Below are 16,934 nucleotides of genomic sequence, written 5' to 3'. Positions count from 1 at the left end.
TTAAAAATCAAAGTTTTTCATCTACCGAAATTAACCCTTCTGCATACAAATGATTTAAGAAAGAGAGTACTTGTTCCTTACATTCTGCCTCTTCAATCATATATCGAGACAATAATATATCGATCACTTGATTGACAGATATTAATTCATTAATTAAACTCCAAATTTCACCACCTATACCTCCTAAGTTATAGTATTTCCCATTATGGATGCTCATCATCACTTTCTCCCCATCCATATCGCTCACTACATTTTCCTGACCTTGTACAACAAAACTGTGTAATGAAATTGTTTGTTTACTACTCATTATTTTTCCTCCTCTTTTAAAGACTCTAGAATTTTGGATACTAAATCATGTGCCGTAAACTTTGAAATAGGACGTCTCAATTGACACATATCTATTTTGTTGACGATATTTGTTGAATGCATAAAATGCCATTCCATCATCCCCAATCGTGGGATTAATGAATTCCTATATGTATGACGTAGCAATGTGCGTAGTCTCTCCAGTCCTTCAATCTGCTGAAGTTCAACATCACCATTTTCTACTTTCACTAATTCGAATACACCTGCCAATGGTAATGGTTCCTCGAAAAAGTTAGCTGTAACGGGGACAGCATATTTAGTTTCCCTTTCAAATAATGGCTGATAATGCGCTGTCTTCATTCCAAACTGATCAAGACTCTCTTTCCATAACTTTTGTTGCGGGTAAGATGGTGTAACAAAAGGAGTATTATCCTCAGAAAGAGACACAGCAATTACATCATCACTTAAAAGCTTATAGCCTTTGCTTAAAAGGGCTGATGCAAGAGTTGATTTTCCAGCTCCTGATCTTCCTACAAAAGCATACGCCTTTCCATTGATGGCTATTACACTTCCATGCAGAGGGAGTATTTTTCTCTGCATCAACAATGCCCCCATACAAGTCCCAAGAATATAAAGCCGAATCTTATCTTGATCAGACCCTTTCATAGGTGAAACAATGATTTTTTCTCCATTTTTAATACAAAACGTAGCAGTTTCGGGGATTTGAAACATAATTAATTCTTCTTCAACTACAAACACTGACTTCGGAGAAGATAACTCTCCCCATAATTGGGACAAATCTGCAGTTTCTATTTTTACGTCTACTTCATTTTCGTAATTACTTACTTGAGGCAATTCCGGCAGGGGAATCTCACTTAATAGGGCTAATCCGAAGGCTTTGTAAATCTCTTTCTTTACAGTATGTATCATCTTTCTCACTCCAAATAGTTGAAAAATTGATTAAAAAAAACCCTTATACCGTAATTAAACTATATAAGGGCTGTAAAGCATATAAATCTCATTTAAATATTAGTGCATTAGCTGTGGTGAAGAGCGCCTTGCTCATCCTCATCTTCAAAAACTTGGTCAACAAGTCTCTTTCCAGGTCCAGCCATTGTCATGTTGATATCAAGTACTTCTAATACTGGTGATTGCCATTCTTGTTTCATAATTTCACCCCCTTTCAAATATATTTTTTGATAAATCGATAGACAATAAGACTACGCATTAAAATTCTAAAATCTGGATCAAACACGTATTCTACTCGTGGTTCTCCTTGAATTTTCAAAATCGCGCTCTTAATAATCTCCATATTAAAAAAGTTAGAGGCCACTGGGTCTTTACTAAGCTGCTGAAGTTCCTCGATAAACATTTTCCATGAAGGAATCATGCGATGAACCACATCAGCTGCCTGTATTCCCCGCACACGCTGATTTAACCTTACTTTGTCAGGAAGAAATCCTTTTGTGGATCTCCGGACAAGTGCACGATTTAAGCCATTTTGAACAAATTGTTCGAGTGGTAACGATAAACAGAATCGAATTACCCGTAAGTCATTCGTTGGATCATGCCCTTGTAAACCATAACGTAAGGAGAGCTTTGTTCCACTTGTACCCGTTGTATTCCACAAGTTTAGCTGTTCAAAATGTTTCTGCCTTATTTCATATATATTTGGGATAGAGGCCCCTGTTACTTTCACACCATGTTCTTCAAGCTTTCTAAATACATCAGTACGTTTTGCAAGTTCTGGACTAACTAACGTTGGCAGTTCGTATTGCTGTTCTGAGGAAAACATGTTTTTTATCGATGGAAATGCTTTCTCCCCTACAACTTTTAGTATTCTCGATTTTTTGACCCCAACGTTCTTACCATACAAATCAATTTCACGATAAAGCTGCAACCAGCTGAACTTTTTAAGTAAAATCGCATAATAATCTAAAGCTGGCCCCCAAGAGATTGTGAAATTTCCTCTCGCTCCATTTAAGAGCACCCCAATCCCTTGTTGTTGAGCTTTTTCATAAATTCCTTTCACCCAGACGGAATTTTCGAAAAATTTATATGGCATCTCCATAATCTCAAGCCAATCATCAATTTCTGAGAAAGAATTTTCTCCCGGAAAATTCAAATAATTCCCTTTAATATTCCCTACATGTTGTACTGTAGTTTGAATAAATGGCTTTTCATCAGCAATCGTATGACCACGAGTCCAATCAGTAAACCCTTCCGCAGGTACCGAGCTGAATGTATATAATTTTTTGTTCTCTTTTTGCAGGGCTCTCGCAGCAAAGCTAGCAACAGCTCCTGAATCTAATCCCCCACTTAAATGAGAACCAACATTACGATGAGTACGTAACCTTGATGTTACTGCGCTTTCAAATACGTCCCTGAACGCCTCTTCATAATCTTCATTTGATTTGAGTTGCAACTGCTCCTCTACAAATAACGTGTCGTATTTCGCAATACTAATTCTTCCCTTAACTACGGAGATAGTATGAGAAGGCGGGACTTGCTCTATATTTTTATGCACTGTTGAAAATGCATCTATTGTATCAAGCATATTAGGTATCGCTAAATATTCAGCTAACCATTGCTCATTCAATTCCTTCCCAACGTACGGTAAAGAAAACAGTGGTTTTATGCTAGTACAAAAAGCAAATTGATTTTGATTGCGGTAAAAGTAAAAAGTCCGACTTCCTGAAAAATCACGTGCACCAAAGAGCAATTGCTTTCTCTCATCCCAAATCATAAAAGCAAAATCACCAATTAGATACTTTGGTACATGCTCTCCCCACTTTTGATAAGCGAGTAAAATCAACTTACTATCAGGCATCTCTCTTCTATGTACCTTGTCTACTTGCAATCTATCGAATAATTCATTGCGATTATCAATAATAGCATCAGCAGTTATAACCAACTGTGTTTCATAATCATAGTATGGTAATTGTTCATTAATAGATTCAGATGTTATCCATTTTGCATGGGAGCCAAAAAAAACATTTTCCTTGTGCCATATATCGGTATTGTCACCTGGATAACGAGATAAATCTTTCATGATTCCAATCCTATGTTCAGGCGGTATCGGTTCTCCATTTAAATGATAAATTCCGGTTATTGCACTCATTTTTTCCTCCCACTACGAGATAATTAAGGGAAAACCCGATGGATAAGCAAATTACTAGATATATCAAGAAAATGTTATTAATATACCAGAAAACCCTTTCCTCAAACTACCTCGTTTACGCATAACAGATTTTAAAACCCAATTTTATAGCCTTAAATCTTTTTCAGTTGAAGTATTCAAGCTTTCAGGCTACCTATCCTATTGTAAACCCTTGCATTTTAATTTTCTCAAAAAAGAACAAAGGTGTGATTTCCTTAATTCGAATCAAAATATTACCATCTGAATTTTATATAAATAAAAATCACTGAATTTAATATATCAATAAAACGTTTATATTCTTTATAAAGAATATAAACTCAGATTACCATTTCACTATTGCATTGTCAAGTATCTATATACTCAATAAAGTGAATATTTATGTATCTTTTTTAGTAACTGTAAGAACAAATAATACAGTACAACTTTAATCGGTAGGAGGCTTTACATCCCTACCGACTATTAATCTCATCAATCGAGCTTTTACGACCATTCCATCTATCTTCTAAGTTTCCCTAAAATCTTAAGGTAGTGCTCTTAATGCTCATAAATAGCAGGATAAACGTTATATCTTACAAATACACAGGAGAATTTTCATCTTTTTATATTTTTAAAATTTCTGTGCTATGATATTTTATATAATTTATTATTAACCCACTAATTAAAGTTGATTTTTCACTTGTTATGTTCTCTATTACTTTATTCTCCCGCTTCTTTAATCGAAACCGGAGAATAACCTTTTTATATTTATACCATTTTCACAAAGGGGATGATATAATATGCGTTTACCACTAATAAAAAATACCATTCGCATTTACCACAAGATTATGTACGCTTACTATTTCACTCTTTATAGGGATTGCCGTGACTTTCATTCAAAGAAAATTTTTTTCAGTAAAATGAGATTTCACAAAAACAGCACTGAATGAGATATTAAATCCTCCTAGTTCATTAACACCCTTCTTAATTAAAGCTGTTTCTATTTTTTATCTTTACATGCCAGCACTTACCATCAATATATTCTTAATACATGTAATAACTCTTGTCTGATCTTTTTCTGTCATACCTGATCCAGACGGAAGACATACGCCTGTTGCAAATAATTTTCTAGAAACATCCTCACTCTCACTATGCGGATAATACATTACATCTTCAAATAAAGGTTGCATATGAAGAGGCTTCCAAACAGGACGCGCCTCAATGTTTTCATTTTCCAGTTGTTTCAGTAATGCCTGAATCGGTACTCCTGTTTTTTCTTCATCTACAGTAAGAACTGTAAGCCATCGGTTTGAATAAGTATCCTCTAACTCAGGCATAAACTGTATCCCTGAAATATGAGATAATTCTTGATAATATCTATCAAATATTCGTCTTCTTGCATGTACTCTCTCTTGTAAGACCTGCAGCTGTGCTCTACCTACACCTGCTAAAATATTACTCATACGATAATTATATCCAACCTCACTATGTTGGTAGTGTGGAGCCGGATCTCTTGCTTGAGTAGCTAAAAATCTTGCTTTTCTCAATGCCTCGACATCATTTGAAACAAGCATGCCTCCACCTGAAGTTGTAATGATTTTATTGCCGTTAAACGAATAAATACCAAATTTTCCGAATGTCCCGCTTTCTTTACCTTTATAGGAAGAACCGAGCGATTCTGCCGCATCTTCTATCACTGGGACATCATATTCATTACATAACGAAAGAATTTCATCCATTTTAGCGCTTTGTCCATATAAATTTACAACAATGACAGCTTTCGGAAGTATTCCTTTCTCATTTGCATCACGTAATGCACGTTCTAAAGCTTGTGGCGACATATTCCACGTTTCAAGCTCAGAATCAATAAATACTGGTTTAGCCCCTAAATATAAAATTGGATTTGCGCTCGCTATAAAAGTAAGACTTGAACAAAACACCGTATCTCCATCATTTACATCCAGTAAGCGAAGTGCCAAATGGATAGCAGAGGTTCCTGAACTAACTGCAGCCGCATCAAGAACTCCAACATGGGATGAAAGTTCACTTTCAAACGCATCTACATTTGGACCAAGTGGAGCAATCCAATTCATATCAAATGCTTCCCCTATATATTTTTGTTCATTACCGCTCATATGTGGAGCGGAGAGATAGATTCTTGTTTTTTCCTGTGAGTATACCACTTTAAACACTCTCCTATAATTCTTTGTTTATTACTCTAGCTGGAATACCAACTGCCTTACAATTCGCTACAATGTCACGGATCACTGTTGCTCCGGCACCGATAACGGACCAATTGCCAATTGTAATATTTGGAATCACATTAACTCCTGCTCCTATATGTACTCCTATTCCTACAGTAACGGATCCTGTAAGCACTGCATTTGGGGAAATATGTGCAAAATCATTTATCTTATTATCATGTTCAATAATAGCGCCTGAATTGACAATAACGTGATTCCCAATTTCAACATCTGCATTAACAATTGCACCTGGCATAATAACCGTACCAGTTCCAATCTTTGCACTTAAACTAACAATAGATTGTTTATGTATAAGCGTCGCATAGCGATGACTGGGAATCTCTAACTGCTCCATAATTATCTTTCTTGTTCTGTTATTCCCTATAGCTATCACGAACTTTGTATCTACATGCTCATCCATTAACTTTACAGCTGCAGAAATAGGTCCAAAATAGACACCATCCTCAATTTTTAACTCTTTATACACATCATCTAATTGCGCAATGATTTCATAATTTCCATACGATAGGATAATATCTCGGATTACTTTACTATGACCACCTGCCCCAATCATAATTATTCGCATCCATCTCACCTCCTCAAGAATTCTTTGTACCATTAAATTTTTCCACAGTTACATGCCCAACCTGATTGATTCCTTCTGACTTAAATACTTTCTTTACCGTTAACAACAAAATTTTCATATCAAGCCAAAAAGTCCGTTTTTTTGCATACCATACATCAAAATCAAATTTTTCCTCCCAAGAAATCGCGTTTCTGCCATTTACTTGGGCCCATCCCGTAATCCCTGGTCTGACATTATGCCGCTTGGCCTGCTCTTCTGTGTATAGTTCCAAATACTCCATCAATAATGGTCTTGGACCTACCAAACTTAAGTCCCCTTTTATAACATTAAACAACTGTGGCAATTCATCTAAACTATATTTTCTCAGAAACCCTCCGAAACGGGTAAACCTTACATCATCGGGCAACGCATTCCCCTCACTATCCTTCTCGTCAGTCATAGTTCTAAACTTATAAAGAAAAAAAGGGACACCATGCAATCCCGGGCGTTGCTGCTTAAATATGATAGGGGAACCCAACTTAATTCTAACTAAAACAACCACTATTATAATAAGAGGTAAAAGAAACACCAATAATGACAAAGAAACGAACAAATCGAAAAGTCTTTTCATATATAATCATACTCCTAATTTGGTTTATGTATTAACCTCTACTCCATAACTGCCTAAAACTTCTATCTTCATAAAAAGCAGCCCCATTCATAGTTGAAAAACAACGAATTGATTTACTTTTTTATTTAAGGACATGTCATGCAAAATAATTAATTAAAATACTCAGTAATAAGAACACCACCATATTCAACAGAGCATAGTGGTGTTTCATTTCTAAAAGATTCTTAATACTTTCCTTTTATTTACTTGCTCTTACTTTAAGCATTATAATTTTGTGTCAATTCATTAGGCGCTGGTGCTCGATGGATTGGGTCAGTAACGGGATTATAGAAATGTAGATTTCAAATTAAAAAGTGCCCTTTTTGTGTGACTGAATTTTCACCCTCAGGTTTCCAATTATACTTTTAACAACTCCAAATAAATACTTAAATTCATCTGTCTTATAAAAAACAAATACATAAATAGCATTTGGAATTATTAAACAAATCATCCCTCTTAATATTAATTCTAGTAATCCATTATACGGAATAAGACCACATATTAAACTTGTGATAACACAAGCTCCTAACCCTATCATCACATAGTAAGTATATTTTAAAAAATAATCTCTAACCGGTTTACGGAATACTTTCTTATATACTAAATAAGGAGCAATCCAAAATGGAACCACTAGTGTACTTATAAGTGTTCCAATAAAAACACCTGTTATGCCCATATATTGCACCAAGACAATAGAAGCCACCAGATTCACGGCAGCCTCTAAAAAGGGCGCATACCTATCTTCATGAAAAATCCCTGATGTTGTTTTGACCATAGATATAGAACGTCTCATTCCTGATATATAAAAATTTATCATTAATATAATTAATACACTTATATCCATAATAAATTTCGAACCAATCCATAAAGTAATAAAGGGTTGCATTATAATATATAAAAATATGGAAAAAAATGAGTATATCCAAAAATTACAAAGCATAGTAATCTTAAATATGCTATAAATTTTTTCATCGCTTTCTTTTGCAACCAAATTCCCTACACTATGATTTATATTATCAAAGATTTGATTTATAAAAGTTCTACAAATGTTAATTAACATATAATAATTTGAATACAATCCAACAGCTGTAACACTGACAAAAGACGCAATTAACATGTTATCAGTACCAAAGACAATATATCCGCCTATATTATGTAGCACTAAAGCCTTTACATTTTTAACAATATTACTTTTGGTTTCACTATCTAATTTGCTTGCTGCTTTATTTTTTAAAAATGGGTACATCTTATCTACCAATATAGCCAAGAACGCAGAGGTACTGATTGTTATAATAATATCGATTATTAGATATAAAATATAACTATGCGTAAAGTATAAAATTCCTATTTTAATGCAAGTAGATATAATAGATGAGATAGAATAAATCCCTGTAACAATATATCCCTTTTGACAAACATTTAAAAATGAGGTTTTATAAGAAAATAGATAAGATGAAGCTGTATTAATTAAAAATATAATATAAATAAAATGAATATTGTCTACCTTTGCATCTTTAGCGATATATCCAAGAAAAGGTAACAAAAGTAATCCTAGTAACAATACTATTAAAGCTATTGCCATATATGCCTTTCTATAAAAATTCATAAGCATATTGATTCTATCCTGATTATTTTCTGCCACTGGTTTATATAGATTATATATGATAGCAGATCCTATTCCTGCTTCAGCTAAAGATAACATTCCTAATATATTAGTAAATAATCCATTTACCCCCAGATACTCAACACCTAAATAAGTAATAAATATGGTTCTGGAAGCAAAACTTAGTAACGTAATAATAACTTGACTGCCTATACCGGCTGATATATTAATTATTGAATTTTTAACTCTCATTTTTCCTCCCACTTCAGAAAGTATGAAAACACTTTCAACCCAAGAGCATTACCTGATTTCTCTTTTATATGCTGCAACTATTAAAGGATACACTTTAAACTTTATTGCTAAATAATATATATACTCCTTAAAGTTATTGCATCGATATGAAAAACCAATTCCTTTTACACTATCTGAGAACATTTCATAATTCACTATTCTACGAAAAGCATTATTAACATCCACATTAGGGTCGCTTTTTAAATTATTAATCAAGAGTCTATATATGTGATTTATATAATAATTAGCCATATCTTTTTTAAATTGCTTATCGTGTAGTAAACCAAATTCTTGTGAAAGTTGTCTTCTCATTTGATATTGTAAAACTAAACTGTTCTCTAAATTTGGTTTATACGGAACCCTCATTAAGCTATTTGGATTATTAATAGTATAAAAATAAAGAACTTCTGAGACTGCACATACCCTTTGTGAGTGCAATAAAAACTCTAAATTAAAAATAACATCTTCTCCAATAAACACTTGTTCATTAAATCTGATGTTTTTTTCTTTTATAATGCTTAAATTGTATATATACCTCCATGCGAAGCATAGATCATTCTTGGAATGAACATTTGGAGAGCTCAGTATAAAATCTCTCCCATTCATAACAGTATCTAATTTGAAGTTAGGAATAATACTATTATTATTTGGAACAGTTTTGTATCCGCATATTACAGCATCACACTTTTCATCTTCCGCAATACCATATAACCTAGTAAAATAGTTTTCGCTTACCACATCATCGGGATCTATAAACACTATATACTTCCCTGTAGCAGCCTCGATCCCTGCATTCCTTGCGCTACTCACTCCTCCATTTTCTTTATAGATTACTTTAATTCTATTATCCTTTTCTACATATTCTTCACATATTTCACCACATTTATCTGTTGAACCATCATTGACTAGAACTAATTCAATATTGACGAAAGGCTGTTTTAAAACACTTTCAATACATCTAGCTAACCATTTTTCCACATTATATATGGGAACAATAACACTTATTAATTCATGCAATCCTTTCACCTCTACATTACTTACATAAGTTAAACCCTCATGCCTATCTTATTACAGCTTTAATTTCGCTTAAATATTTCTCATCTTGAATATCGCCCACATTTTGTCCAGCACCTGCTTCACATACGTACTTATTTTCAATTTTGATTTTAGTTTTTGCTTGTCTTAAAAACCATTCGTATTCAATATCCACATGCCCTATATCAATTGCTTGATATCCCTCTTTATACAAATCATATGCTAATATAGTAGCAGTAGGCCCTATCGCTAATAGAATCAATTTAGATTTATTATTTTTTTTTGCTGCTGTTAAGATTTTATTGTAATGTAAGAATGCGTGCTCCTCTGGTACTAAAATCCTTTCAATTGATTTAGCATTGTCAAACAGATCATTTCCAATACCTAATCTACTCTTACTACCCTCTATTAAAACTATATCCCTATCTTTCCATATTAATTTTAATAATATAAACCATTCTTTACATTTTGACTTATCTCGAAAGGGATAATAGAATCTCGATATAAAGGAATTATAATATATTTTTCCCTTCTTCAAGTCTTTATACCACTTTAATCTATATTTTGCAGTATGAAGACTCCAATAATCCTTTGGTTCATCTGCATATTTTGATAAACCTTGAAAAACATCCGGCAAACAAACTAAGAACTTCTCATCTTCACTTAGCAATATTTCTTTTAATCTTTTTGATAACAAATGATCAGCCCGTTGAAATGTTATATCTAGATTATGAATTAATTTAAATTCACCATCACCATACCTGGCTACGGAAGCTTTATCATGAATAATTTTTTTTAAAGTTTCATCTATAGATTGAATTCTAGGGGGCTTGAAAAAGCACTTCGTGAATCGATCTTTTATGATAGTTAATCGATTCAAACTCTGAATTTTGATATCGATCAATTTATTCCAAATAAAAACTAACATACTTTTTATTTTTATTTGCACCATACCAAGCTCCTTTCTAATACTTTTCTCGATAGAGCATTAGATTATCTTTCCTCTTTTTCTTAAGAAAATTACTCTTATCCCTCTATTCACATCTTACATACTATTTATTCTTATTATTTTCCAATTTTTCAACTAGCCTTTTTTCTCAACGAAACATCGCCTCTAGAATTTTTAGTGGCAAGTTTCCGGCCTATTTTTATTGATGGAATTTCAATAAATTTATAACATAAGACCGACACAACCATAGTAAATAAGAAAGAAATTAATAAAATTAAAGGCACTGATATCTTTCCATAGAAAATATGAACTGTTGTTAATAGAACAATTGGATGTACTAAATAAAGACTATATGATATTTCCCCTATAAATTGTACTGGTTTAATCAGTAATAATTTAGAAAATAGTTTTGAACTTAGAGCGGATAGAATAATTAAAACTGCACCAAAGCATATATACCAATCGATGATAATAAGATACAAATCATAATCGATTTCACCAATTAGTTTGGAAAGTAACATAAATGGGATACGGGGATAGCTAAAAAATAAAAGACCTAAAGGCAATAATATATATTTTACTTTTGAATTAATAATTTTACTCACTAAATATTCTCTGTTTTTGGCTAGTAGTGCACCAATAATAAACATTGAGCTATAATGTAATGTGATAAAGTAATTGGTGGATACTGGCATATTAAATTCGCTTGGAATGTTCTTCATTAATAAATAACCAATAACTGATAAAAACATCGCTATCCCAATACTTACTTTCCAGTTTACTCTAAGTAAAAGAAAAATAATTAAAGGAAACACTATGGAAATTCGCATCTCGTGAACTAATGACCAAATCACCATAATAAACGCATCAGAATTAAATTCTCTCAAGAATAAAATATGATCTATTACTCTATTAAAAGAAACTTCTATGTTCCATGAACCCCATTGTACCAAACCAGGAATGGTACCAATTTTAGAATGAATCCCCAATTTAATTCCTATTGCAATAAAAAGAATCATAATATAAGGAATGTAAATCCTACAAACTCTTTTAATAAGATACTTTAAATAATTAAATTCCGTCCCTTTATAAAAAGGCAAGGATAGAACAAATCCACTTAACACAAAAAATATAATAACAGCCGAATGACCTTGCCATAATATAGAAAAATAGGTCCCAAATGTTGAATACATTACCTTTTTACCTAATATCGGAAATAATGCTAAGAAGTGCCCTAATAGAACAATGATTGCAGCAATACCCCGAAGGGAATCCAATTCTTTATAACGTCCCGTCATAATTCTTCCCTCTGTTCTAAAATAAAATTTATTAATCTAACTATTTAAATTTAGTCATCTTTATAAGGATGACTAAATTTTATAATTATTACGTAAATTAATTAATCTAATACAAAACCCTTGTGTGAATGGCAAGATATCGAATAACGTAGAATATACACCTATATCCTTCGTATCACCTTGAGAGAAGTCGACCGCTCCGTTTCTTCTTGTCACTCCCATCAAATAACCGATAGCTTTATCTGCACTTTCCAAACATTCCTTTGAAATATCTTCTATCTTTGCTGCATTTAACATAAACCACCCCAGTGTGGATGTAGCGGAAGAATCTGGTCCGCATTCGTTCCTGGTTACAGTCCAATTCCAATTGCCTTGTTGTTGAAATTTCATCGTAGCTTTTGCAAATTTACGTACACTTTCTTCTAATACAGGTTTATAGCTGTTGTTTTCTGGTAATTCATTCCACGTATCTATAAGACCTATAGCAAACCATCCAAGACCTCTTCCCCAGCCATATAAACCTAGAGGAACTTTATCTTCTAATCTATAAGCATGACATGGTATATGACTTAAGTTTAACATTCCATATGTTTCATATTCTTTAATCTGCTTTACAGCCAAATCTATACACTCACTTTTGTTATACCTAATGCCGTAAGTCACTAAAAATGGACATATGAAACCTATGGTATCTACATAGCGATACCCTTTCATAAACTTCCTATATTCTATTGTACCATCTTCACCTAAATGCTCTTGTATCATTTCCCAAGTAGCATCCAAGGCTTTTTTATATTTATCTATATCCTCAAAATCCAGCTTCATGATCGCATAAGCAAGTATTGCCCCATCTACATACTGAGGTTTGTGCGCCCACTGACCATTATGATCAAATTTAGAGTTCAAAAACTTCGTAATTTCATGTTTCACTGCTTTGTCATCGTTATATTTCAGGTATTCAGACAACCCTAATAGTAACGATGCTTCTTGCCAATGCTGTATAGCACTTTTCGTATAATTTCCTTTCAACATATCAATTGCTATTAATCTTGTGTTATCAGTTACCTTAATCTTTGGTGTTTTATTTAGCCACTTAACACCTATATGAGTGATTGACTGATTCCATAAGCTTTTATCCGTATATCTTCCTATTTTTATTCTTCCCAACCAATTCTTTCCTATAGGAATGAAATCAATCACTACAATAATTGCGATTACAGCAAGTAACACAAAGCACGCTGCCTGTATAACCATATAATTATGTCCTTTCTATACTACTCAAATAATATATATAATTTTTTTATCTCCGACTCGGTTCCTAGCTCTTCATCTGATAAGTTCTTTATTAACTTATTTCTTAATTCTTCATTATGTATTAATTTCTTAATTCCCTCCGAAAGTGAGTGAGCATCCATGTCTATAATCAGCCCATTTTCTTCATTTTTAATTTGGTCTTTAGCTGTACTGAAGTTTGTTACCACTATTGGTTTATGCAGTATTTTTGCTTCGTCTATTGCGATAGACTTTCCTTCGAACCTGGATGGTTGTACATATATATCTGCTTCTCTTATATACGGATAGGGATTTTCTTTCAGTCCTAACAGTAAAAAATGATCTTGAAGGTGATTTTCTTCTATCATTTTTTCTAACTTACCTCGCCCTTCCCCTTCTCCAATGATATACCACTTTATTTCATATCCATCTCCAACCAGATTCTTACAGGCTTCTATAGCCAAATCAAATCCCTTTTCATGACTTAACCTTCCTACAGAAACAAGCTTTACCCCTTTACGCTCTAGATCTATCTTTTCCTGTGACATTTTATTTATCGTACTTGGAGATACGATGTTATGAATAACACCTATTTTGTCGTTATATATAGAAAATCTTTGTTTTAAAACATTGGCACATTCCTCAGACACCGTCACTATATGATCCAATGAACGAAAATAACCCCTATCAATGTTAGGATCCATTCCTAATTTGTCATAATCAGTGTGTATAAAACCAATTTTCTTATTCGCATTTACTTTGTCTATACAAAAGTAAACTGGGTTCTTTTCTAAGTACCCAATCGCTACATCATACTTTTTACTTATATTCTGTAAAGATTTTGATAGATATCGCCATACTCTCTGTTCACAACGAGCCTTGTTTTTTTCACTTTTAAATATGTAACCTGCACAAACCCTTGATAAGGCTATATCTAGTCTTCCTTGTCGCAAGCATTTCATGATAGCTGCTTTTATCGGCATATCAAACAACTGATACTCAGGAGGTTCTTCTAATACATTCACTTGTTTAGGAATTTTATTAAGGAATAAACCTTCATGCTTAAATAAAAATAAATCCACATTATAGCGAGAGTAATCCATCGTATTCAACAGAGAGATTAATGACTTCTCAGCCCCACCGCAGTTCAAATTATTGATAACAAATAATACGTCTTTTTTCATAATAATCACCTTTTAAAGAATTCCGTAGAGCTTATTTATTTCTTTTTCGGTTCCTAACTTTTCTGTAGATAAATTATTTACGATTCTTTCCCTTAATTCTATATCTTTGATAAGCCTTTCAATTTCAGTTGCTATTCCTTCTTCAGACATCTCAGCAATAATTCCGTTTATTCCATGATTTATTTGATCTTTTGCAGTTTCAAAGTTAGTCACCACTATCGGTTTATGCAATATTTTTGCTTCATCAATTGCTATAGACTTACCTTCATACCTAGATGGTTGCACATATATATCTGCTTTTCGTATATAAGGATAGGGATTTTCTCGAACCCCCAAAATTGTAAAATGGTTTGATAGATGATGATCTTCTATTAAACGTTCTAATGCATCTTTTTCATTTCCATCCCCTAATACGTACCAATTTATCTTGTATCCTTTTTCAAGAAGTAACTTGCAAGATTTCACTGCTAAATCTAAACCCTTTTCATGACTTAATCTGGCGACAGTAATAATATTGGTATAATGTCTATCAAACAAACTGTCATCTTCTATATCTTCTTTAGATAAATCATATATAACGCCAGGAGCTACTATATTATATATAATCGTAACTTTATTTTTTAGTTGTGGAAAATTTTCTTGTAACGATTTTGCACACTCTTCTGAAACCGTTATTAGATTATCTAGTTGTTCAAAATATGAGTTATCGAACTGGCAATCCATACCTGAATTCGAATAGTTTGTATGTATCCATCCAGCCTTTTTTTTGGCATTGACCTTATCAACTACGAAGTATATTGAAGACTTTTCAAGATAGCCTATCGCTGCATCATACTCTTTTTCTAACACTTCAAATGACTTACTTTGATATTCCCATGTATACTGTTCTGAAATTGCAGCTTCCTTTATCAATCTATTTTTAATAGTGAACATCAATCTTGAATATGCTAAATCAATTTGTCCATTCTTTAAAAAGCCCATTATTGAATTTTTAAGGCTAGATGCAAATATTTTATAATCACTTGGCAGATCTAATATATTTACCTCTCTTGGTATCGAATTTATGAATATTCCTGTTTTATTAAACAAAAATAAATCTACATCATATAAACTGTAATCTATCTGAGATAGTAAATTTATCAAGCTTTTTTCTCCACCACCAGCAGATAAACTAGGCATAACAAATAGTAGTTTTTTTTTCATAATGTACCCCAAATTACTTAGACAATTCTTTCAAATATTCTACTGCTTTGTAAGACATTTTCTTTATATTAGGTATAGATTGTCGTAGCTTTTGCCTTATCTCCTCTTCCTCTCGTACCATCTCATCAAATCTTGCTTTTAATTTATTACTATCAGATATCTCCTCTATATCTAAAACTAATTTTTCTTCCCCAAATATATCTTTAGATATCCCTTTGGACTTTACACTATATCCCAATACCATAGTCGGAATAAAACTAGAGTAAGCAGCTATAGTTGCATGCGTTCGAGCTCCTATAAAGAAACGCATTCTAGCTATATACCCCTTATACTGTATTGCATTTAAGTTATCTGGTAACAGAATCACTCTGCCTGTGTCCTTAAATTCTTTGTAATATTTGTAGAGAACTTCGTAATCATTGTTCCCATCTTCAATAACGTGAGGTGTAAGAGCAATCGTCATATCTGTCGTATTTAATATATGATTAATTAACTCTCTTACCGCAACTTGAGAATTCTCATTTCTATTCCATACAAGCGGGCTAAAATTAAGACCCATTGTATTTCCTTCCTGCCATCCATTAGGCAACTCCAATTCTTCTTTTTCCATTGTAAATGCAGCATCAGCACACAATTGAACGTTATTTAATCCTTGTTTTTTTAACATATTATAGGTAAGACTTTCGCGTGCTAATATTAAATCAAAGAGCTTTAGATCTTCCAACTTTCTTTCAGACATATCCTCTTCTCCTATAGAACATCCCCATAGTACTAGCTTTTTCCCCTGCATTTTTACTCTTCTATCAATCTCATACCACCCAGGTTGCTCTCCATAGCAATAATTATCCCCCCCGATAGATAAACATACATCGGAACTTTTTATATGCTTTATTATGTTATGATGAATTTTCCCTAATGCATAAGACTCATCGTTAAAGAGTTTTACTTTAACTGAGGACAATAACCAATCATATGAATATTTTTTCAGACTGCGGCTAGAACCATCATATATATAATCTAACTTATTGATTACCTTATCTGTTTCAGGTCTATCTGATGCCAAACATACTTTTGCTCCATCTATTTTTTCTTTTATAATATTTGTAGAAGCTCGAACTATCGCTTCGCACCCTCTATTTAAACTGCCCCCATGGGCAAACATCATAAACTTCACACTAA

15 protein-coding genes are annotated in these 16,934 nt (G+C 32.9%); all 15 read right to left on the bottom strand.

Going from position 1 to position 16,934, the window contains the following annotated elements:
• Positions 1–7: 7 nt before the first annotated feature.
• The 15 genes from JDS80_RS11215 to JDS80_RS11145 all read right to left on the bottom strand — a co-directional run bounded on the left by JDS80_RS11215 (position 8) and on the right by JDS80_RS11145 (position 16,929).
• Positions 8–307 carry a lasso peptide biosynthesis PqqD family chaperone gene (locus tag JDS80_RS11215; RefSeq protein ID WP_000095761.1) on the bottom strand — a complete coding sequence of 100 codons (300 nt, stop codon included), beginning with the start codon at positions 305–307 and terminating at the stop codon, positions 8–10.
• Positions 307–1,236, bottom strand: coding sequence for an aldolase (locus JDS80_RS11210; protein WP_199638432.1), 930 nt, complete (start codon positions 1,234–1,236; stop codon positions 307–309). The genes JDS80_RS11215 and JDS80_RS11210 overlap by 1 nt, the downstream gene beginning before the upstream one ends.
• Before the next feature lie 107 nt (positions 1,237–1,343).
• Positions 1,344–1,475 (bottom strand): paeninodin family lasso peptide, encoded by a 132-nt coding sequence (locus tag JDS80_RS11205; protein ID WP_000808480.1) that lies wholly within the window; start codon positions 1,473–1,475, stop codon positions 1,344–1,346.
• 14 nt (positions 1,476–1,489) lie between these two features.
• Entirely contained in the window at positions 1,490–3,427 is a 1,938-nt protein-coding gene (locus JDS80_RS11200) for a lasso peptide isopeptide bond-forming cyclase (protein WP_088008387.1), read from the bottom strand.
• A 1,028-nt stretch (positions 3,428–4,455) separates the two neighbouring features.
• On the bottom strand, positions 4,456–5,625 hold the full coding sequence (locus JDS80_RS11195; RefSeq protein WP_098417194.1) for a DegT/DnrJ/EryC1/StrS family aminotransferase: 1,170 nt from the start codon (positions 5,623–5,625) through the stop codon (positions 4,456–4,458).
• Positions 5,626–5,638: 13 nt separating this feature from the next.
• Complete coding sequence (locus tag JDS80_RS11190) at positions 5,639–6,271, bottom strand: acetyltransferase (RefSeq protein WP_098219373.1); 633 nt, start codon at positions 6,269–6,271, stop codon at positions 5,639–5,641.
• Between the two features lie 13 nt (positions 6,272–6,284).
• Complete coding sequence (locus JDS80_RS11185; RefSeq protein WP_000825092.1) at positions 6,285–6,881, bottom strand: sugar transferase; 597 nt, start codon at positions 6,879–6,881, stop codon at positions 6,285–6,287.
• Between the two features lie 346 nt (positions 6,882–7,227).
• Positions 7,228–8,775, bottom strand: a complete 1,548-nt coding sequence (locus tag JDS80_RS11180) for a lipopolysaccharide biosynthesis protein (RefSeq protein WP_199638430.1) — start codon at positions 8,773–8,775, stop codon at positions 7,228–7,230.
• A gap of 48 nt (positions 8,776–8,823) precedes the next feature.
• A complete protein-coding gene (locus JDS80_RS11175) occupies positions 8,824–9,831 on the bottom strand; it encodes a glycosyltransferase (protein WP_016130938.1) in 1,008 nt (335 codons plus the stop codon).
• A 43-nt stretch (positions 9,832–9,874) separates the two neighbouring features.
• Positions 9,875–10,801, bottom strand: a complete 927-nt coding sequence (locus tag JDS80_RS11170) for an SP_1767 family glycosyltransferase (protein WP_016130939.1) — start codon at positions 10,799–10,801, stop codon at positions 9,875–9,877.
• Between the two features lie 128 nt (positions 10,802–10,929).
• Positions 10,930–12,096, bottom strand: a complete 1,167-nt coding sequence (locus JDS80_RS11165) for an acyltransferase family protein (RefSeq protein ID WP_016130940.1) — start codon at positions 12,094–12,096, stop codon at positions 10,930–10,932.
• A 72-nt stretch (positions 12,097–12,168) separates the two neighbouring features.
• Positions 12,169–13,350: a glycoside hydrolase family 88 protein gene (locus JDS80_RS11160; protein ID WP_071734717.1), complete on the bottom strand. Its 1,182-nt coding sequence runs from the start codon at positions 13,348–13,350 to the stop codon at positions 12,169–12,171.
• Between the two features lie 20 nt (positions 13,351–13,370).
• The gene (locus JDS80_RS11155) at positions 13,371–14,552 is read right to left on the bottom strand and encodes a glycosyltransferase (protein ID WP_199638428.1); all 1,182 of its coding nucleotides are present in this window, start codon (positions 14,550–14,552) and stop codon (positions 13,371–13,373) included.
• A gap of 12 nt (positions 14,553–14,564) precedes the next feature.
• Entirely contained in the window at positions 14,565–15,755 is a 1,191-nt protein-coding gene (locus JDS80_RS11150) for a glycosyltransferase (RefSeq protein WP_016130943.1), read from the bottom strand.
• Between the two features lie 13 nt (positions 15,756–15,768).
• Entirely contained in the window at positions 15,769–16,929 is a 1,161-nt protein-coding gene (locus JDS80_RS11145; RefSeq protein WP_000671003.1) for a polysaccharide pyruvyl transferase family protein, read from the bottom strand.
• Between the last annotated feature and the right edge of the window lie 5 nt (positions 16,930–16,934).

Origin of the sequence: Bacillus cereus group sp. N8 (genome assembly GCF_016483685.1) — a bacterium.
Taxonomy (GTDB): domain Bacteria; phylum Bacillota; class Bacilli; order Bacillales; family Bacillaceae_G; genus Bacillus_A; species Bacillus_A proteolyticus.
This window is presented reverse-complemented; position numbering and strand designations above follow the sequence as displayed.

Coding starts and splice junctions, on each gene's coding strand:
- JDS80_RS11215 (WP_000095761.1), bottom strand. CDS start 307: ATGAGTAGTAAACAAACAATTTCATTACACAGTTTTGTTGTACAAGGT.
- JDS80_RS11210 (WP_199638432.1), bottom strand. CDS start 1,236: ATGATACATACTGTAAAGAAAGAGATTTACAAAGCCTTCGGATTAGCC.
- JDS80_RS11205 (WP_000808480.1), bottom strand. CDS start 1,475: ATGAAACAAGAATGGCAATCACCAGTATTAGAAGTACTTGATATCAAC.
- JDS80_RS11200 (WP_088008387.1), bottom strand. CDS start 3,427: ATGAGTGCAATAACCGGAATTTATCATTTAAATGGAGAACCGATACCG.
- JDS80_RS11190 (WP_098219373.1), bottom strand. CDS start 6,271: ATGCGAATAATTATGATTGGGGCAGGTGGTCATAGTAAAGTAATCCGA.
- JDS80_RS11185 (WP_000825092.1), bottom strand. CDS start 6,881: ATGAAAAGACTTTTCGATTTGTTCGTTTCTTTGTCATTATTGGTGTTT.
- JDS80_RS11180 (WP_199638430.1), bottom strand. CDS start 8,775: ATGAGAGTTAAAAATTCAATAATTAATATATCAGCCGGTATAGGCAGT.
- JDS80_RS11170 (WP_016130939.1), bottom strand. CDS start 10,801: ATGGTGCAAATAAAAATAAAAAGTATGTTAGTTTTTATTTGGAATAAA.
- JDS80_RS11165 (WP_016130940.1), bottom strand. CDS start 12,096: ATGACGGGACGTTATAAAGAATTGGATTCCCTTCGGGGTATTGCTGCA.
- JDS80_RS11160 (WP_071734717.1), bottom strand. CDS start 13,350: ATGGTTATACAGGCAGCGTGCTTTGTGTTACTTGCTGTAATCGCAATT.
- JDS80_RS11155 (WP_199638428.1), bottom strand. CDS start 14,552: ATGAAAAAAGACGTATTATTTGTTATCAATAATTTGAACTGCGGTGGG.
- JDS80_RS11150 (WP_016130943.1), bottom strand. CDS start 15,755: ATGAAAAAAAAACTACTATTTGTTATGCCTAGTTTATCTGCTGGTGGT.